We start from the raw sequence: 18479 nt of genomic DNA on the forward strand, positions 1-18479 counted from the left end.
CTCTCCGTTGCCTCTTATCCCATCTGCCTCTGCCGTGGAGTACACCATGAAAGTTGTTTGTTCACAATCAGTTCTCAGTAGTAAGCTCGCCCCCCTGAGTCGCGTTGCCCCGAGCAATCCGTCGCACCCGATTTTGGCGAATATTCTCCTGCAAGCTGAGGGTGGCCGCCTCGGACTCTCCGTCTTTGATCTCAGTTTGGGGATGCAAATCTGGCTGGATGCAGAGGTCAAGGTGCCGGGGGCAATTACTGTTTCTGCTAAGCTCTTTAGTGAGATGGTGTCGCGGATGCCCAATCGCGATATTGAGATTACGGCGGAAGATACGCGAGTGATCCTCGACTATGGCAGCGGTTTCTTTGAGATTCAGGGGATGAGTGCCGAGGAATTTCCTGCTCTGCCCACGTTAGAGGATGTGACACCTGTAACTTTGACCGCAGAGGCATTGCGGCGGGGACTTCAGGGGAGTTTGTTTGCGGCGAGCACTGATGAAACCAAGCAAATTCTCACCGGGTTGCATGTGACCTTTGAGGTCGATCGCCTTGAGTTTGCAGCGACCGATGGCCACCGCCTCGCCGTTACGCTGACTGAACAGCCTGTGCCGGAAGCCCTCTCGCCGATTACGATTCCCGCAAAATCCCTCAAGGATCTAGAGCGGCTGATGGCGAAACAAGACGGGGATGTAGCACTGCGCTGTGACCCGACTCAAGTGGTGTTTGATATTGGCAACGATGCTCGCATTACCAGCCGTCTGTTGGAGGGGCAGTATCCCAATTACCGCCAACTCATTCCCAAAACCTTTGCGCGCCAAGTCACGGTGGAGCGATCGACCCTAGCAGATGCCCTAGAACGGGTGGCAATTCTTGCGGCTCAAAAGAATAACGTCGTCAAAATCAACATTGATGCTGAAGCCCAAGAACTCAAACTCTCGGCTGAGGCGCCGCAATTGGGAAGTGGTGAAGAGAATGTGCCGGCTCAGATTTCTGGGGAGTCGATAGAGGTGGCCTTCAATGTCAAATATCTTCTCGAAGGACTGAAGGTGATGAATAGTTCAGAGGTGCAACTGCAACTCAACGGCGAAACCCAGCCTGCGATCCTCCTCCCCCTTGGGGAAGCCCAGATGAAATACTTGGTGATGCCGATTCAAATTCGCAGTTAGCGCAGGAAATTGCTGGTGAGCCAAAAGGTGACGAAAACGCCAATGCCCACCAGTTGATCCACATTGAGGAAGACCCCCGGCAGACCAAGCTGGTAAATGCCCACGGCGATCACTGCGCCCAATATCAAGGCAAGGAGGGTGATCAAAAAGGCACGGCCAAGGCGTTGTTCCTTGCGTTGCAGCCACACGAGGTTAAAGCCAACCCCCAGCGACAGCACCAATGCCAAGGTATCGGGATTGGCCTGAGACAGCCCGATCGCCATCAGAACGGCATAGACCGTTGAGGTAATGGCAATGCCCCGCAGGTTGGGGGTGTCCAACTGTTGCTGCCACCACTGAAGGGCGGGATGATTCGCAATGCGATTGGGCTTAGCTGGCGCCGGTTCATTGAGTTGCTCAGCATAGCGAATGCGCTCAGGCACTTTGATTTTGCCCTCTTGGCGTTGCCGCAGCCGATCCATCAAAATGGCATCGTAGGCTGCTTCAATTTCGGTACGCTGCCGTTCATCCCCCGGATGAGCCGCTAATAGCGCATCCCGTGCTTCCTTGATTTGCTCAAAAGAAGCGTCTTCCGGCACTTGCAGCTTTTCGTAGGGGTTGTCACTCATGGCAAATTGATCTTTGTTCATTGGCCATTCTTAACGGGCAGTATCAACAGCGGACTGAAGGGTACTCTACAGCTTTTTTCATAATGATGCCGCACCTTTGCAAGGAGCTAATCTAGCTCGTTCGGAGGGATGGCAGAGAAAAACGCTGTAGCACAATCGCCTTTCCTCAAATTCTAACCACTTCTTAGGGAAAACGAGAGAAAGTAGCGCTCAAAGGGATGCAGCTGCCTAAATTGTAACAAATCATTTACTTTCGAGATTCTTAATTATTCTTTACAACGATCCACGCGATCGCCCCCTAGGAGAAACGTTTCTTTTTTCAGATGTTTTTTGGCGCGATCGCTGGGCAGGTAAATTTTAGCCTTGAGGGCAATTGGTCAGGGGATGACTTGGCGGCGGGAATTTTTGTATTTTTGTTTAATTTAACTAAAAAACTAACAGCAAAAAAATTAAAGATAACTTCTCAAAAAACTGCCAGTTTCCTGAGAGACTTCCCAAACTTAAAAAAGCGTTTGCTCATCCTCAAATCAGCTGAAATTTTATTACAAAAAGATTATTTTTCTAACCACTGCCGCTTATAGCGATCGCTGGCCGAGAATAGCAGTTAGGTCATCGTGTCGCTCCATTACTTAGGAGGCAAAGTCAACGTGAAACTCGCAGTGTACGGTAAAGGCGGAATTGGCAAATCCACCACCAGTTGCAACATCTCAGTGGCGCTGGCGCGGCGGGGCAAGAAAGTCCTGCAAATTGGCTGTGACCCCAAACACGACAGCACATTTACCCTGACAGGCTTTCTGATTCCCACCATCATTGACACGCTCCAAGCCAAGGACTACCACTACGAGGATGTCTGGCCAGAGGATGTGATCTACAAAGGCTATGGCGGTGTGGATTGTGTCGAAGCGGGTGGCCCCCCGGCTGGGGCAGGCTGTGGCGGCTATGTGGTCGGTGAAACGGTCAAGCTCCTCAAGGAACTGAATGCCTTTGATGAATACGATGTCATTCTCTTTGACGTTCTGGGGGATGTGGTCTGTGGTGGCTTTGCGGCCCCCCTTAACTATGCCGATTATTGCCTGATTGTCACCGATAATGGTTTTGATGCCCTCTTTGCGGCGAATCGCATTGCCGCCTCCGTCCGTGAAAAAGCGCGCACGCACCCCCTGCGCCTTGCGGGTCTCATTGGCAATCGCACCAGTAAGCGGGATCTCATTGAAAAATATGTGGAAGCCGTGCCCATGCCCATCCTTGAAGTGCTGCCGCTGATTGAGGATATTCGCGTGTCACGGGTCAAGGGCAAAACCCTCTTTGAGATGGCCGAAAGCGATCCCAGTCTCAACTATGTCTGTGACTACTACTTGAACATTGCCGATCAAATTTTGGCGCGGCCTGAGGGGGTGGTGCCCAAGGATGCCCCCGATCGCGACCTTTTTGCCCTGCTCTCCGACTTCTACTTAAACCCACAGGGGTCAGAACGGTCACTTGCAGCGGTCTAAAACTCCCCTAGAATACTCCACGGAACCCCTTCGCTGGAGTGAGTATGAACCCTGAGCAATTACGGCAAAGCGCACGCAGTAAGTGGCTGGCCTACTACCAAGAAAACCACCATTGGATTGTCCGCTTGGCGATTTGGAGTACCTATCGCGGTCAACGGCGCCCCTCCTCAAGTTTTATTTTGGGGGTGCTGACGGCTTTGGAACCGCGCTTACTGGATGCTCTACCCGTCATTGTCGAACTCAGCAACGATCCCGATCGCATTATTTCTGCCTTGGGCTTGAACTTCAACCCCGACGAAGAACGGGCCAACGGCGATAACCCTCCTCAACTGCCCCCAGAACCTCGCTTACTACCCCCTAAGCCCTTTGTCAGTAATCGGGCTGAAGAACACGGTGAGGAGGCTGCTCAAAGTCATCAAACCTAGTTCCAATCGTTTCTAAATTTGGAGGCTCTCCCTATGACTGCGACTGCTCCCAATGCCCTCAACTTTGAGTGTGAAACGGGCAATTACCACACCTTTTGTCCCATCAGCTGTGTGGCTTGGCTGTACCAAAAAATTGAAGACAGTTTCTTTTTGGTCATTGGCACCAAGACCTGTGGCTACTTTTTGCAGAATGCGATGGGGGTGATGATTTTTGCCGAACCCCGCTATGCCATGGCGGAGCTAGAAGAGGGAGATATTTCGGCGCAACTCAATGATTATGAAGAACTAAAGCGCCTCTGCCTCCAAATCAAGCGCGATCGCAACCCCAGTGTCATTGTCTGGATTGGCACCTGCACCACGGAAATTATCAAAATGGACTTGGAGGGAATGGCGCCCAAACTAGAAGCCGAAATTGGCATTCCCATTGTTGTGGCTCGTGCCAATGGTCTGGACTATGCCTTTACCCAAGGGGAAGATACGGTGCTAGCAGCCATGGCCGCCCGTTGTCCCACGCCCACAGCGGTGAGCGATCCAGAGGAACGCAACCCCATCCAGCGCCTTCTCAACTTTGGCAAGAAAAAAGAGGATCTCCAAGCTGAATCCCACCAGTACCACGACCACCCACCCCTTATTCTCTTTGGCTCCCTGCCCGATCCCGTGGTGACCCAACTCACCTTGGAATTAAAAAAACAGGGCATCAAGGTGTCAGGATGGCTGCCTGCCAAACGCTATACCGAATTGCCAGTGATTGATGAGGGCTACTACGTTGCTGGTGTGAATCCCTTCCTCAGTCGTACCGCCACTACCTTGATTCGCCGCCGCAAATGTCAACTCATTACGGCTCCCTTTCCCATTGGCCCTGATGGTAGCCGCGCGTGGATCGAACAGATTTGTACCACTTTTGGGATTCAGCCCCAAGGCCTAGCGGAGCGCGAAGCCGAAACTTGGGAAAAACTGAGCGACTACCTTGAATTGGTGCGAGGCAAATCGGTCTTTTTCATGGGGGATAATCTCCTAGAGATCTCCCTAGCGCGGTTTTTGATTCGCTGTGGTATGCGGGTACTAGAAATTGGCATCCCCTACATGGATAAACGTTACCAAGCAGCTGAGCTAGAACTGTTGACGAAGACTTGTGGCGAGATGGGGCATCCCCTCCCCACCATTGTTGAAAAACCCGATAACTACAATCAACTTCAGCGGATTAAGGCGCTCCAGCCCGACCTTGTGATTACGGGTATGGCTCATGCCAATCCCCTCGAAGCCCGTGGCATCAGCACCAAGTGGTCTGTGGAATTCACCTTTGCCCAAATTCACGGCTTTGGCAATGCCCGTGACATTCTAGAACTCGTTACCCGTCCGCTGCGGCGCAATCAAGCCCTTGCAGGGTTAGGTTGGCAAAAACTGGTTGCCAACTAAAGGCCAACTAAAAAAATGAACCCCCTCTGAACAGACTCGGAGGGGGTAATCCCTACTCAGAAGTGTTAGCGTTGCCGTGGAGGTTGGAGAATCTGATTTTGAATATTTGGCGGCATACTCCCGGGTGTTGGCGTGTACTGATAGCCAAAGCCGGCATTTTGGGTATCATCAACAATCTTCGGCGTCACCATCACCACCAGTTCATTGCGTTGACGCTGGTTGCTCTCGCGGCGGAACAACCGCCCCAACAAGGGAATGTCGCCTAGGATTGGAATCTTACTCACCAACGAGCGATCTTGATCTTGGATAATGCCCGCCAGCATCAAGGTTTGGCCATCCCGCAAGCGAATCCGCCCCGACTCCATCCGCCGCTGTGAGATCAGTGTCCCCGTGGAACCCGCCGGCGCTCCTGGGAAAACCACAGCATAGGTACCGCTGGGAGCACTCACCTCTGGAGACAATTGCAGCGTTATAAAACCATTATCGTCAATTTGCTCTACGGTGACATTAAAAATCACCCCCACAGGCCGCAGGATTGGGCGAATCTGTTGAGTCGCGATCGCCCCGCCGCCGCCAGTGGCTTGTTGATCAGCAGTGGATTCAATGCCAGAGAAAATTTCTTGGGTCAAATTGACTTGCGCAGCACTCCCCTCCTGAATGACAAGGGTGGGGTTGGTCAGAATTGTGGCATTGCCAGTTTCAATAGAAAGTTGAAGCTGCGCAAAAAAGTCACTCAGTAGATTCCCCACGGGTGTACTGACTGGTGCGCCAGTGAGGGGGGCAGGGGTCAAACCACCCACGTTAGGTGTGGTGCCACGGATAACAGTGAGTCCATCAGCGTTGAAGATAGCTCCCCAAAGGCTGCTGCCAAAGTTAGTAATTAAGTCTGCATTTGCTCTCCGCCCTCGCAACAGATTCACATCAATAAACTTGACATTGACCATTACCTGTCGCTTGCGGATGTCAAATTGCTGAATCAATTGCGTAGCAATTTCCACTTTGCGGGGGGTGCCAATCAATGTAATAGTGTTGGTGCGGGGGTCACCCACCACCTCTAGTCCCCGCAGGAGTGAGCTTCGACAAATTTGGCCAACCACACCGCCAGCCGCTGCTGGGACTTGCAGCTGTTCACAGGCGGTTAGCGCCTGAGATGGGCCAGTATCTGGCAAGTTTGCACCATACATTTCCAAAAGCTGCACTGCCCCTAGTTGCAGGTCACCCTCACGGGTACTGGTTGTACGGTTGAGAGCAGTTTGAGCCGTTGTCTGAGCTTGTCCACTTGTGGTACCGCCAGAGCCAATGGTGCCCCCCGTTTGAGCCAGAGAGCTGATTTCCCGTGTGGTTGAGCCAGCACCAAAAACGCGCATTTGATTGAGGCGAATAGTGCGGACAATGCGGTTTTGGGCATCAGGGGGTAAAGATTGACCGATAAAGATAGTGCGGCCTTGGCGATTGGCTTTGAGGTTAGTGACCCGCAGCACATAGTTGAATACGTCTTGAACGGATTCATTCTCAATATCCAGGGAGATGGTGACGCCGCCCGCTTCGCCATTGCCTTCCGGAAAGACAACGTTCATATTGGCGGCGCGAGCCAGTAAAGAAAGCACTTCCCGCACAGGGGCTTCCCGCAGCAGTAGGCGGGGAATCCGTTCATTGGTGCCCAGTTGAATCGCGTCGGGGTCAGCATTGACTGGGCTAATCAGCATATCGCCAACAGGGGGTGGCACTGGGCGCGGCAGAAAAGGCGGCACCGCACTAGGGCCGGGGGGCATGGCCATGGGTTGACCACTGGGGGCAACCTGAGGGCCCGCGGGGCTTTGAGCCGTAATGAAGTTAATTTGCAGGCCATCGCGTCCTTCGCGGATGACTTCACCAATGGGAGCAGCACTAATGCCATTCACGGTGACGCGGATAGTTTTGGCGTCCAGTTGCACCACCTCGACGGAGGAGATACCGGGAGCGGGGTTATCTTGGCGGAAGGCACCCCCTTGGGGCAGGCGCAGTTGGCTATTGGTAATATCTGCGATGGAGGCATTGCCGCGATTGACGGTGAAAACTGCTGGCCGTAGATTCCCCTGCACGTTGAAGAGGAGTTGAATGCCGTTGGGAGCTGTTACTAGACGAACTCCCGTAATTTCTGTTGCTGTGGCCCAAGTGGGGGTTTGACTGGCAGCAACAAGGGCCGTTGTGGCCACCCCTAAGCCGAGACGATGTAAAAGCTGACTCACGATGCTTGACTCCTCACAAATGCCACCAAACGTATGAAAAGAGAATGCAACTCAATCCCAAGACACTCTACGCTGCTTTTTGGCTTGCCATGCGCTATTGCTGCTGTTGTTGTTGCGGTTGTCCTTGCTGCTCACCTCCTTGGGGTGGGGGGGCCAAAGCGGCAATTTCCTCAGGGGTTAGGGGTACGTAGGCCATAAGCTTAAATGTGGTAATCACTTCGCCGGGCTTATCAGCAACGAGTTCCATCGTCAGGTTGTTAATCACGAGGAAGTTCTGCTGCTGGTCAATTTTTTGCATGATCTGCAAAATGCTGGGAAATGGCCCTTGAATCGTAACGTTGGTTACCTGTTGTTTTAGTTTGGCATTTAATTCGGGGCCAAGGGAGCCATCTTGGACAATTCCTGAAGCTGCACTATCGGGTTCAAATGTGGTCAGTTGGGCGCCGCTGGTCAAGATCAGGCGGTTAATGTCAAGGAGGAGGGTGTCTAGGGCTTCCTGTGTGGCAAAGAGCGATCGCACGTCACGATTTTGCTGCTTGGCGCGCTCTAGCCCCGCTACCACATCATTGAGTTGCTTCAGGATCACTTCCCGCTGGGAGAGGTCATTTTCCTGTTGGGCAATTTCCTCCTGTAACTTGGCCGCTTCCTCCAGTTTGGGGGCAATGAGAAGACTCCCCAAGTAAACCGCTGCTCCCAAACCTACCAAGGCAATAAGGACACCACTGACGACGGGTGTCAGGGTAATGCCAAAGACCGTCGGATAATTGGGTGCGGGTTCCTCAATCGGGGGGCCGCCAAAATCGCCAGTTAGGGTCATTCCTGTACCACTCCTTTTTCTTTGAGAAATTGAATGCGCGCCACCAGTCCTTCAACGCCATTGGCCGCGAGTTCTTCAAGGAGTTCCGATGCCGGCACGCTGGCGATCGCCGTCTTGATATTGAAGGAAACCCTTGCGGTTGTCTCTTCCTCACCCTGTTGATTTGCCCGTTCCGCCTTCACCAACTGAGTGGCCTTGCCATCAAAGAAGGGAGAGCGATTTTGCAAGAGCAAAAGAAAGTCACTGACTGCATCAAAGGATACGGCTGTGCCTTCAATCGTTAGCTCTTGGCCTGTTTGTCCGCCTTGGGTAATCCGCCGAATTTGTACCCCTGCTGGCGTTTGAGTTGCCATATTGCGCATCACCGCCGACCAAGGTTTGACCTGATTAAACACCGAGGCTAGGGCTTTGGTTTCCGCGGTAACCTGCTCCTGCTCTTTTTTAATTTCATCCATGCGTTGCAGGTTTGGAGAAATCGCTGCAAGGCGATTCTGAATGCTTTTTTGCTTACTCGTCAGTTGTTGCAGCCAGAGGTTGGCACCCACCGAGCCGAGGAGTGCAAGCCCTACAAAAAAGAGCGCCGCTACAGAGCCAAGAATAATCGGCACATTACTCATTCCTGCCGCTGCGGCTGTGGTAGCAGCCATGCCCCCCACTTCGGGACGTTCTTTAAGGAGGTTAATCTCAATTGAGTACATCGGGGATGCTCCTAAGCGCCACGCAGACCAAGACCAATCACCGTGCCGAGGGCAGGGCGTTTTTCGAGGGGAATCTCTTCTAGGGTTTGCAGTCCCAGCAAACTAATGGGGTCAACCAAAGTGGTGGCATAGTTGAGCCGCTGACTAAAAAACTCATCCACTTGACCAATACTGGCACCGGGACCGGCAAGCAGCAACTGCGAGACCTCTAGACTTTCCCCTTGGTTGAGGTAAAAGTCAATAGAGCGGCGGATTTCGTCTGCTAGATCGGAGAGCACTCGCAAAATAGCGGCACCACTGGGGTTGAGTGCTCCGGTCACATCCATCGGCTCTAGGGGAACGGTCAGATTCTCAATCAGGTCAACGCCCATCGAAGGCGGCAAGTTCATGGCGCGGCTAATGGCTTCTTGCATCCGTTCTTTGCCAATGGGCACTTTGCGGTTGAACTGGGGAATGCCATCTTTGACGATACTAATTTCTGTGCCCTCGTCGCCTATATCAATAATCGCTGCTGCTTCGCCCACAAACTGCTGTAGTGAATCCCGCAGGGTACGCATGAGGGCAAAATTGGTCACTTCAAGGGCGGTGAGTTGTAAACCGGCTTGGGTAAAGGCATTGATGTAGGCATCGGTCACTTCGCGGGGCGTGCCCACGAGCAAAATTTCTACCCGCTCAATGCCATCTTCATCAAGGGAGGTTCCCAGTTTTTGATAGTCAACATCGGCCTCTTCACGGGGAAAGGGAAGGTACAGTGGGGCTTCCTGCATGAGAACCACTTCCCGCAATTCGTAGTCGGGTAATTCCGCAGGCAGGCGAATCAGGCGAATTACGGCTTCATTCATGGGAATAGCACTGATCACCTCTTTTTGTTTAATGCGTTTATCCTCAATCCCTTGACGGATGGCATCGGCAACGGCGGTGGTGTCAATGATGCGGCCTTCTTCAATGGCGCCTTCACTCAAGGGCACTGAGGCCATAGCGGTCATTTTCAGACCCTGCTTTTGCCGCTGAAGCTGTACGATATTGACCCGCTCTGGGGTGAGTTCAATCCCCAAGCCCTGCTTTGGTTTTGCAAATAGATTTCCCAGCACAATATCACCCACCAGTGAACGGTCAAGTTTGCATTAGCGAGATGGCGTGAAGAGTGAATTTCAGAACGAGGCCAGACCCTAACCTGACAGGGTTATGGAAACACCTGTGTTGCTAAGGCGATCATAACCAATGTGCATCGGCTCTTTCCAATGCATTGGTATGGTTTGCAAAGTGGCTTTATGCAAAACTTGAGCGATCGCTCTTGGGGAAAGTCACCAGCGATCGCTCAATGATGGTATCAGTTTTTCTTAATTAAGATCAACTAGGGCTGAACAATCACCCGTGTGCCCACCTCAATTTTTTCAAAGAGGGCGCGAATATCATCGTTGCGCATCCGCACACAGCCATGGGAAACGGCTTGGCCAATCAAAGATTCATTCGTTGTGCCGTGGAAGCCAGCATAGTTGTTATTTCCCATGGGGGCAAAGACAATCAGGCGATCGCCCAAAGGGTTGCGACCCCCCGGCGGAACCAAAACCCCCGTAAAGGGATTACGCCATTGGGGATTGACGACTTTGTGCAGCACTCTGAAATTACCTTGGGGCGTTTCCCAGCCCGGCTTGCCCACAGCCACGGGATAGCTGGCTAATACTTGATCACCTTCATAGAGAAAGACGCGGCGCTGCCGCAAGCGCAGGACAATTTTGCGTTCTAAAGCGGGTAGAAACGGAGTTGCTTCACCAAGGGGGGGAAGTGCCAAGGGCGCTAAGGTGGTCGGTAAGTACGGCTCTGACTCAGAGGCACGGCTCACCTTCAATTCTTCAGCACCCACAGCAGCCATAGGCAGAGTGGCGATCGCCCCCAGTGCTAAACTTAAGGTTTTTCCTCTGACCCAGCCCAGCATGAGAACAACTCCGATCTCTCTCAGGATGTTTAGAACAGAATTTGTGTTGGCGGTGCCGGCGCTGGTGCTGCGGGGGGAATGGCAGCCGGACGCGGAGCCGGTGCTGAGCCACCCACTTGAGGCACTTGAATGGGGGTTACCGCGACATACTCAGGGGCAGGCACGATGGCGGCACAGATGATTTTGGCGGTGGGCACACTGGCCTTTGGATCCAAAATCACTGCCACATCCAGACCTTCAACAATTTCCTTGCGGAAGGGGCGCTGACGGTGCTTGCGATCAAACACCACCACAATCTCTTCACCCCAAGGTTGCCGCAGGGTGACATTATCCCCATCAATGTTGGTGACAACGCCCCGCACAGCCTTCACCTGTTTGGCTTCAGCAGGAGAAAGTAAAACAGTGGTACAGGTTGCCATTGCGGCCAAGGCAACAAGAGCGGTACGACGCAGATTCAACACAGTTCAACTCCTGATGTTTTTTTGTCTCTGGACGATTTAAAGATTGAATACTGAAAACTGAATACTGAGGAGTGAATAATTACCCGCATTCTACGTACGCTGCCCTTGGGGCGTCAAGGCTAGGGCATAAATCTTGATGTTTTCTTATGTTTTCTTCAGCAAATTCAGTTTACAGAAGCTGTATGCAGGCGCGGGCGATCGCCCAATCCTCTTGGGTCTGAACCACGAGAACCCGTACGGGAGCAGTCGGCAGCGCAATGTCGCGATCGCCTTTGCTCTCTTCGTTAGCTGCGCTATCTAACTCAATTCCCAACCAACCCAGTCCTCGGCAGACATCGCGGCGCACACCGGCGGCATTTTCACCAATTCCTGCTGTGAATACCAACGCATCGAGACCACCAAGACTGGGCAAGAGACTGGCAATGCCCCGTTGCAGGGAGTAGATAAAACAGTCATAGGCCAACTGCGCTTGGGCATTCCCCTGATCAATCGCTGCCAAGATCTGGCGCAAATCGTTACTCACCCCAGAGATTCCCAACAGGCCCGATTGCCGATTCACCAAGCGATCGAGGTCTTCAACTGTCTTGCCCCGCCGCAACAGATAGAGCAAAATTCCCGGATCAATGTCGCCACAGCGCGTCCCCATCATCACTCCCGCCGTGGGTGTAAAGCCCATCGTGGTCTCCACCGAGACTCCCCCCTTAACCGCAGTGAGGGAACAGCCATTGCCAAGGTGGCAGGTAATTAGGCGTAACGCTGCTAAGGGACGCTGTAATAGGGTGGCCGCCCGTTCACTGACGTATTGATGGCTAATGCCGTGGAAGCCGTAGCGTTGAATACCAGCGGTGGTCAATTCATAGGGAATAGGGTAGGTGCGCGCCACTGCTGGCAGTTGGGCATGGAACGCGGTATCAAACACGGCCACTTGGGGCGTTTGGGGGCAAATTTCCGCCATCAATTCGATTCCCAGCAGGTTCGCTGGGTTGTGGAGTGGAGCATATTCACTGAATTCCCTAATGGCTGCTTTCACCTGCGCATCCACGCGCACCGCTGCTTGGTAACGGCTACCCCCATGAACCACGCGATGACCAATGATCGTAATCTCTGCAAGGCTTTCTAGGAGCGTTGTCGAACCGCTGGTGAGGGTTTCTAAGAGAGTTTTGAGCCAGTCCCGTAGGCCTGCAATTCCCCCCTCTGGGTGGGTTAGGCTGGCTTCGTAGCGCTGGTCGGCAGTTGTGACCTTGAGCCGCGCCACCGTTGGGTCTTGTCCCCAATCGAGCAGGCCTTGCCAAAGGGGAGCGGGGGGTGTGGCAGCCGTTGCCGCCATTTCAGGTGCTAACCGATACAAACAGGCTTTGAGGCTACTAGAGCCAGCATTTAACACCAGCACCGTGATCATGGCAGGCCTGCAAAAGCATCGCCTCTATCCTAGCCAAGCGCCCGTGGCAACCGATGCAGCGCAGAACACCTTGAGGCGAAAAAGATAGCCCTAGAATTGGGACAAGCATTGGGGAAGTCAGCGTGTTTTGGCAAAAGCTTAAATGGCGGCGACACGGTGTGTATCTGCTGTTGTTTCTATTGGGGCTGTTGATTGCGGCTGTGGTGCTCACTCAATTGCGATCGCACCCAATTCTCCGCCCTGCCCTAGACCCGCTGCCTCAACATCCGCAAATCGCGGTACACATGAATCACTCCCAAGCCCACAGTTATCAAGAACCCTATCGCCCCTATACCCGTGAAGGGGAAGACCTTGAGGCAATCATGATTGAGCAGATTGCCAAGGCACAAAAGACGATTGATGTGGCGGTGCAGGAGTTTCGCTTACCCAATCTTGCCAAGGCCCTAGCAGCACGGCAGCAGACGGGGGTGCGGGTACGGGTGGTGATGGAAAATACCTACACTGCCCCTTGGGCAACATACAGTGCTGGGCAGGTGAGTGCCATGGATCCAAGGATGCGGGAGCGCTATAACGACTGGAAAGCGCTGGTGGACACCAACGGCGATGGCCAACTCAGTGCTGCCGAACTCAGCGATCGCGATGTGCAGACGATTCTCAACGAAGCGAAGATTCCTTGGATTGATGACACTGCCGATGGCTCCAAAGGCAGTATGCTCATGCACCACAAGTTTATTGTGATTGACAATCGCCAAGTGATTGCGACTACGGCGAACTTTACCCTCAGTGATGTCCACGGCGACTTGGGACGACCCGATACCCGTGGCAATGCCAACTCCCTCTTGGTGATTGATAGTCCCGCCGTGGCACGCCTATTTACTGAGGAATTCAACATCATGTGGGGGGATGGTCCCGGTGGTCAGCCCAACAGTCGCTTTGGGGTCAAAAAGCCAGTGCGTCCCCCTCAACCAGTAGCGGTGGGCGATGCCATGGTTACAGTGCGCTTTTCGCCAACCCCGCGATCGCAACCTTGGTCTGTCTCCACCAATGGCTTGATTGGCCAAACACTACGTTGGGCACGCCAAAAAATTGACATGGCGCTTTTTGTCTTTTCAGATCAAGAACTATCCTACGTTTTAGAGGAACGCCATAACCAAGGGGTTAGCATTCGCGCCCTCATTGACTCAGGATTTATCTACCGTGACTTTAGCGAAGCCCTCGATATGATGGGGGTGGCGATGGCCAATACTGCCCAAGCCCGTCAAGGCAACTGTTACTACGAAGCCGGCAACCGCCCGTGGCAAAACCCCATTCAAACGGTGGGCACCCCCCTCCTACCAGAGGGCGATAAGCTGCACCACAAGTATGGCGTGGTCGACGATCGCACCGTCATTGTTGGTTCTCACAACTGGTCCGAGGCGGCCAACCGCGGCAATGATGAATTCTTGCTGGTCATCGAGCATCCTACGGTTGCAGCTCACTACGAACGGGAGTTTGAGCGGCTCTATAGCAATAGTCGTTTGGGTCTGCCGCAGCATATTCGCGATCGCATTCAGCAGCAGTTGACCGCCTGTGGCGGTAAGATTGCCACCCGACCTGCCCCCTCTTCAGGAAATCGTGCCAGCACACCGACTACACGGGTGAACTTGAACACGGCCACCGCAGAGGAACTGCAAACCCTACCGGGCGTCGGCCCAAAACTAGCGGCTGAAATTATCCGTGCCCGCGAGCAAAAGCCCTTTCAATCCTTGGCCGATCTAGATGCCGTCCCCGGTGTCGGGCCGAAGCTCCTCGAACGCTTGCGCGATCGCGTGACGTGGTAATGTCCTCGCAAGCCACACCTAATAGGTTACAAGGGTGGTAATTGGCACATTGGGAAGTTTGTGCCGTCCTCCCAAGTCCGTCAGCTCAACAATAAAGGCAAAGCCATGGAGTTCAGCTTGTGCTTTTTGGATCAGACCCGCCGCCGCTGCTGCTGTGCCCCCTGTGGCAATCAAGTCATCGACAATTAACACCCGCCGCCCTGGTTCAATGGCATCTTGGTGCATCTCGAGGCGATCGCGCCCATACTCTAGCTCATACTCCACAGCATAGACCGGCGCGCAGAGTTTACCCGGTTTGCGCAAAGGGATAAAGCCGGCTCCCAAGCGATAGGCCAAGGGAGCGCCAAAAATAAATCCCCGTGACTCGATGCCAGCCACATAGTCAATGCCATCGTTGGCGTGTTTTTCCACCAATTGGTCAATGACGTAGCGCAGCCCCGCCTGATTTTGCAGCAGCGTTGTTAAATCCCGAAACAAAATGCCTGGCTTAGGGAAGTCTGGGACATCGCGAATCAGGGATTTGAGATCCATAGGTAGTTAGGTTCCAATCAGTTCAGAAGCATCCTATCTTAGATCCTGTCTAACGCCAAAAGTAGTGGGCAATAAAGATAACCGCCAATCCCCAGAGGGCAGGATGCACTTCTCTCCCTTTGCCTGCCGCCCATTTCACGATTGGATAGCTAATAAATCCCACCGCTAGCCCCTCACTGATGGAGTAGCTCAAGGGCATCACCAACACCACTAAAAAAGCAGGAATCGCTTCCGTGAGATCAGACCAAGGAATGTCTGGGAGCGATCGCGCCATAAAGACACCGACCAGCACCAAGGCCGGTGCCGTCGCAAAACTGGGAATGGCGGTCGTAATCGGCAAAAACAGCAGTGAGAGCAAAAACAAGCCCCCCACCATCAGCGCCGTTAGCCCCGTCCGTCCCCCCACGGCAATGCCTGCTGCCGATTCAATATAGGTGGTCACGGTGGAAGTGCCAAAGAGGGCGCCAACAATTGTCCCCACTGCATCCGCCATAAAGGCTCCCAAAGCGCGGGGGAAATGTCCCTGCTGATTGAGAAACCCCGCCTGTACCCCCACCGCAGAGAGCGTGCCCACGGTGTCAAACATATCGGTAAAAAGCAGTACCAAGGTGACCAAGAGAAAAGACCCCAACTGCTGCGGTTGTAATTGTCCAAAACCCACTAAGGCTTGACCAAAGAGATGGGACGGCCATTGCGGCCATTGGATCAAACCTGTCGGCCAAGGGGTAGCTCCCACTAGCCATGCAGCCAAGGCAGTCATCATCACTCCCCAAAAAATCGCGCCCCGCACCCCCTTAGCACAGAGAAACGCCGTCAAAAGAATCCCAAGGGCAGCGAGGATGGGTGGCCATGTGTCAAAGGTGGTGAGTTTTGTTTTCGTGGCGGCATCAGCAATGATAATTCCCGCATTGCTAAGGCCAATGTAGGCGATAAATAGCCCCACCCCGGCAGCGATCGCCACCTTCAAGGACATGGGAATCATATTTACAATCAGCGATCGCACCCCCGTTAGGGTCAGCAGCACAAACACAATGCCCTCGAGGAGAACAGCACTCAACGCCAATGGCCAAGGCAACCCCATTTGCCCCACCACCGCAAAAGCAAAAAAGGCATTGATGCCCATGCCGGGGGCCAACGCAATCGGGTAATTTGCCCAAATCCCCATCAGCATGCTACCCACTGCCGCCGATACTGCGGTTGCAATCACTAACTCCCCCTGCAAATCCTGTGGTTGCGCTAAAAAAATAGCATTGGAAAGAATTTGCGCATTCACCGGCAGGATGTAGGCCATCGTTAGAAATGTTGTCAGTGCCGCCAGTGCCTCGGTAGGGAGTGAGGTGTGTGCTTGCTGCAAATTGAACCAATCCCTAAAGCGTGAGTACCCATGTCTCCTCAAGAGGTTGCTCCTTTGTGCAAGAGTTATTCAAGTTTATTTACACTAAAGCCCAGTATGAGTGAATTTGATAAGGCTTGGACTTGTCCCTAACAGAGAGATTCGCCACTTCTATGCTGGAGTACCCTTGAAATGGAGCCTTTTGGGGAAAGGTATAATAGGGAGCAGGACATGGATGTGAGCGAGATTACATCACCTCTCTGAAGTTTGCGGTTAAATTATATCAACTGTGTATAAAAGCCAAAAATTGAGGGCATATTCAACTCAGCATCAGCAGCAACGAAGTTCTTCTAGTCAAGATATATTGATAGAGCAAAGGTTAAGGTTGGGGCAATAGGGGCAATAATAGAACAATAGAGGACAGGCCAATGATGAAAAAACTGGTGCGCTCACTGAAACGTCGCTATCCCCGTCCGGGGTATCGGCAGCGGGGGTTTACTCTGCCTTTGGTCTTGGGCATGGGACTGATCATGATTGTGGTTGCCCTAACCCTGCTCTCGCGATCGCAACTGGATGTGAGCACTGCTAGCTTGCAAAAACAAACTCAGCAGGCCTTTGCGGTGGCTGAAGGCGGTATGGCCCGTACCCTTGGCTTACTCAATGGCAACTACCAGATTCTGCTGCGCCGCACCTATAACCCCGCTAACAATACGAACTTTAATCCTGCCCGCCCCTACCTGATCAGTCGCGCAGCGGATGCAACAAAAGTGGGTCAGCCCAATACCACGGGTTTGAATGTTCTTGCTGTGAATGAATGGACAGCGGCGAGCCTTGGTTCTGATGCGCCCCCCTGCTTTACCCTCGATAACCTAAATACGATTGTCCTCAACGGCACAATTGGCACCCCTGTGCAGGGCAATTACCGTATTCTCTCCTATCTCTACGATGCACCAACGCAAACAGGACACCTGTTGATCGAAGGTCGCTTGCCCAATAACTCGCCGGCGAATGCCTTCATCTTGCAAAAGATGGTGATTACGGATCGCAGCGTGCCCTCCAACTTCCCTGGCCTGCTGGCACAAAGCATTAACCTCGGCAACAATGATGTCTTTGGCACCGTCAACGGCAACGTGATCTGCACCAATCCTGCCAACTGTGTGGTTCCCCAAGCCCAGTGCCAAAATGGCCAGCCGACCCAACAGGGACTGCGCAGTGCCATCGGAGCGCTCAATAACGCGATTATTGAGGGGACGATCGCCATCAACAAGATTAACCTACCGCCTTTTCCTGAAGTGCCCGCTGCGGTGGGTGGTTCCGTGCTAGGGAGTGTTCCCCTGACCACGCTGCCCAGTTGGTTACCATCCAGTCAAGTCACTGACTTTAGGGAAGCCCTAGAAGCGGCAGGCGGCTATAGTCAGGGTGCCTACGCCAACTTTCCGATTCCAGGACAGGGCAGAAATCCTCCCCAAAACTCACAGGACGTTACAGGTAGGACAACTGACCAAAACTTTCCCCGTCCCGACGATCGCCCCTACGTTGACCCCGATCCCAACATTCCCTTCTTTATTCCCGATCCCCTACGGCCTGGGGAGCGAATCGTCAATCCTAACAAAGTTTACTACGCCTACCGCATTAACAACATTAACCTTAGTGGTAACGAGAGGGTGAGATTTGATACGACTAAATATGCCATTCGCCTCTACGTCAGTGGCAACATCTCCCTCAGCGGCCAAGCAGGGATTGACAATACATGTTCCCCAGACTCTTCTACCTGCGGTACCGGCGCTAATATGGGACTTCCCTCGGGTGTCGGCACACCGGATCGTCTGCGGATCTATGGCAACCCCCCAGACCCCAACAACAGCACGCCTGATCAATCCTTTACTCTCAGCGGTGGTGCCACAGCAGGGAGTGTCTTTGTCTATGCCCCGGATGCCAAAGTGGGGATTAATGGCGGCAGCAGAACACCTGATATTTTTGGGGCTGTTTGGGCCAAGGAGTGGAATGGTTCCAGTTCCAACAATGCGGAAATTGCGGTGCCCGATCGCCTGCCTGAAGCCCTAGGGGGCAACTATACCAATGCTTCAATTGTGGTGGCACGCACCACGGAAGCCAGCAACTGGAACCGCTTAGCCCAGTACTAAACGCCGGAGGCGAT

At 53.2% G+C, this 18479-nt stretch carries 17 protein-coding genes; 7 read left to right on the plus strand and 10 right to left on the minus strand.

Going from position 1 to position 18479, the window contains the following annotated elements:
- Nucleotides 1–46: 46 nt before the first annotated feature.
- Nucleotides 47–1156 (plus strand): DNA polymerase III subunit beta, encoded by a 1110-nt coding sequence (gene dnaN, locus RHP47_RS06800; protein WP_310840040.1) that lies wholly within the window; start codon nt 47–49, stop codon nt 1154–1156.
- Here the strand turns inward: dnaN and RHP47_RS06805 are convergent.
- A complete protein-coding gene (locus RHP47_RS06805) occupies nt 1153–1785 on the minus strand; it encodes a CPP1-like family protein (RefSeq protein ID WP_149819363.1) in 633 nt (210 codons plus the stop codon). The two genes, dnaN and RHP47_RS06805, sit on opposite strands and share 4 nt — an antisense overlap.
- 302 nt (nt 1786–2087) lie before the next feature.
- Here RHP47_RS06805 and RHP47_RS06810 point away from each other — a divergent pair, with 302 nt between their 5' ends.
- The 4 genes from RHP47_RS06810 (at nt 2088) to RHP47_RS06825 (ending at nt 5098) form a co-directional block, all read left to right on the plus strand.
- Entirely contained in the window at nt 2088–2345 is a 258-nt protein-coding gene (locus RHP47_RS06810; protein ID WP_310840042.1) for a hypothetical protein, read from the plus strand.
- A 66-nt stretch (nt 2346–2411) separates the two neighbouring features.
- A complete protein-coding gene (gene bchL / locus RHP47_RS06815) occupies nt 2412–3257 on the plus strand; it encodes a ferredoxin:protochlorophyllide reductase (ATP-dependent) iron-sulfur ATP-binding protein (RefSeq protein WP_149819367.1) in 846 nt (281 codons plus the stop codon).
- A 44-nt stretch (nt 3258–3301) separates the two neighbouring features.
- Nucleotides 3302–3682: a DUF5331 domain-containing protein gene (locus RHP47_RS06820; protein ID WP_149819369.1), complete on the plus strand. Its 381-nt coding sequence runs from the start codon at nt 3302–3304 to the stop codon at nt 3680–3682.
- 33 nt (nt 3683–3715) lie between these two features.
- Nucleotides 3716–5098 carry a ferredoxin:protochlorophyllide reductase (ATP-dependent) subunit N gene (locus RHP47_RS06825; protein ID WP_310840043.1) on the plus strand — a complete coding sequence of 461 codons (1383 nt, stop codon included), beginning with the start codon at nt 3716–3718 and terminating at the stop codon, nt 5096–5098.
- A 65-nt stretch (nt 5099–5163) separates the two neighbouring features.
- Here the strand turns inward: RHP47_RS06825 and RHP47_RS06830 are convergent, their stop codons facing one another.
- From RHP47_RS06830 to RHP47_RS06860, 7 genes are all read right to left on the minus strand, one after another.
- A complete protein-coding gene (locus RHP47_RS06830; protein ID WP_310840045.1) occupies nt 5164–7326 on the minus strand; it encodes an AMIN domain-containing protein in 2163 nt (720 codons plus the stop codon).
- A gap of 94 nt (nt 7327–7420) precedes the next feature.
- On the minus strand, nt 7421–8143 hold the full coding sequence (locus RHP47_RS06835) for a pilus assembly protein PilO (RefSeq protein WP_310840046.1): 723 nt from the start codon (nt 8141–8143) through the stop codon (nt 7421–7423).
- Entirely contained in the window at nt 8140–8841 is a 702-nt protein-coding gene (locus tag RHP47_RS06840; RefSeq protein ID WP_149819375.1) for a PilN domain-containing protein, read from the minus strand. The genes RHP47_RS06835 and RHP47_RS06840 overlap by 4 nt, the downstream gene beginning before the upstream one ends.
- Nucleotides 8842–8852: 11 nt before the next feature.
- On the minus strand, nt 8853–9932 hold the full coding sequence (pilM, locus tag RHP47_RS06845; RefSeq protein ID WP_315862996.1) for a type IV pilus assembly protein PilM: 1080 nt from the start codon (nt 9930–9932) through the stop codon (nt 8853–8855).
- A 263-nt stretch (nt 9933–10195) separates the two neighbouring features.
- A complete protein-coding gene (locus RHP47_RS06850; protein ID WP_302677576.1) occupies nt 10196–10777 on the minus strand; it encodes a L,D-transpeptidase in 582 nt (193 codons plus the stop codon).
- Between the two features lie 29 nt (nt 10778–10806).
- On the minus strand, nt 10807–11238 hold the full coding sequence (locus tag RHP47_RS06855) for a hypothetical protein (RefSeq protein WP_149819381.1): 432 nt from the start codon (nt 11236–11238) through the stop codon (nt 10807–10809).
- Between the two features lie 169 nt (nt 11239–11407).
- Nucleotides 11408–12637: an acetate/propionate family kinase gene (locus tag RHP47_RS06860; RefSeq protein WP_286649439.1), complete on the minus strand. Its 1230-nt coding sequence runs from the start codon at nt 12635–12637 to the stop codon at nt 11408–11410.
- Nucleotides 12638–12759: 122 nt separating this feature from the next.
- Between RHP47_RS06860 and RHP47_RS06865 the strand changes: the two genes are divergently transcribed.
- Nucleotides 12760–14457 (plus strand): phospholipase D-like domain-containing protein, encoded by a 1698-nt coding sequence (locus RHP47_RS06865; RefSeq protein ID WP_286625071.1) that lies wholly within the window; start codon nt 12760–12762, stop codon nt 14455–14457.
- Between the two features lie 18 nt (nt 14458–14475).
- Here the strand turns inward: RHP47_RS06865 and RHP47_RS06870 are convergent, their stop codons facing one another.
- Nucleotides 14476–14988 carry an adenine phosphoribosyltransferase gene (locus RHP47_RS06870; RefSeq protein WP_149819388.1) on the minus strand — a complete coding sequence of 171 codons (513 nt, stop codon included), beginning with the start codon at nt 14986–14988 and terminating at the stop codon, nt 14476–14478.
- Nucleotides 14989–15037: 49 nt separating this feature from the next.
- Complete coding sequence (locus RHP47_RS06875; protein WP_226971901.1) at nt 15038–16342, minus strand: NCS2 family permease; 1305 nt, start codon at nt 16340–16342, stop codon at nt 15038–15040.
- A gap of 407 nt (nt 16343–16749) precedes the next feature.
- On the opposite strand from RHP47_RS06875, the gene RHP47_RS06880 reads away from it, so the two are divergent.
- The gene (locus RHP47_RS06880; RefSeq protein ID WP_310840047.1) at nt 16750–18465 is read left to right on the plus strand and encodes a hypothetical protein; all 1716 of its coding nucleotides are present in this window, start codon (nt 16750–16752) and stop codon (nt 18463–18465) included.
- Nucleotides 18466–18479 lie beyond the last annotated feature (14 nt).

This window comes from Thermosynechococcus sp. QKsg1, assembly GCF_031586415.1.
Classification (GTDB): Bacteria; Cyanobacteriota; Cyanobacteriia; order Thermosynechococcales; family Thermosynechococcaceae; genus Thermosynechococcus.

Excerpts from the sequence above, each read along its gene's own strand:
- dnaN (WP_310840040.1), top strand. The coding sequence starts at position 47 with ATGAAAGTTGTTTGTTCACAATCAGTTCTCAGTAGTAAGCTCGCCCCC.
- RHP47_RS06805 (WP_149819363.1), bottom strand. The coding sequence starts at position 1,785 with ATGAACAAAGATCAATTTGCCATGAGTGACAACCCCTACGAAAAGCTG.
- RHP47_RS06810 (WP_310840042.1), top strand. The coding sequence starts at position 2,088 with ATGTTTTTTGGCGCGATCGCTGGGCAGGTAAATTTTAGCCTTGAGGGC.
- RHP47_RS06820 (WP_149819369.1), top strand. The coding sequence starts at position 3,302 with ATGAACCCTGAGCAATTACGGCAAAGCGCACGCAGTAAGTGGCTGGCC.
- RHP47_RS06825 (WP_310840043.1), top strand. The coding sequence starts at position 3,716 with ATGACTGCGACTGCTCCCAATGCCCTCAACTTTGAGTGTGAAACGGGC.
- RHP47_RS06835 (WP_310840046.1), bottom strand. The coding sequence starts at position 8,143 with ATGACCCTAACTGGCGATTTTGGCGGCCCCCCGATTGAGGAACCCGCA.
- RHP47_RS06840 (WP_149819375.1), bottom strand. The coding sequence starts at position 8,841 with ATGTACTCAATTGAGATTAACCTCCTTAAAGAACGTCCCGAAGTGGGG.
- RHP47_RS06850 (WP_302677576.1), bottom strand. The coding sequence starts at position 10,777 with ATGCTGGGCTGGGTCAGAGGAAAAACCTTAAGTTTAGCACTGGGGGCG.
- RHP47_RS06860 (WP_286649439.1), bottom strand. The coding sequence starts at position 12,637 with ATGATCACGGTGCTGGTGTTAAATGCTGGCTCTAGTAGCCTCAAAGCC.
- RHP47_RS06870 (WP_149819388.1), bottom strand. The coding sequence starts at position 14,988 with ATGGATCTCAAATCCCTGATTCGCGATGTCCCAGACTTCCCTAAGCCA.
- RHP47_RS06880 (WP_310840047.1), top strand. The coding sequence starts at position 16,750 with ATGATGAAAAAACTGGTGCGCTCACTGAAACGTCGCTATCCCCGTCCG.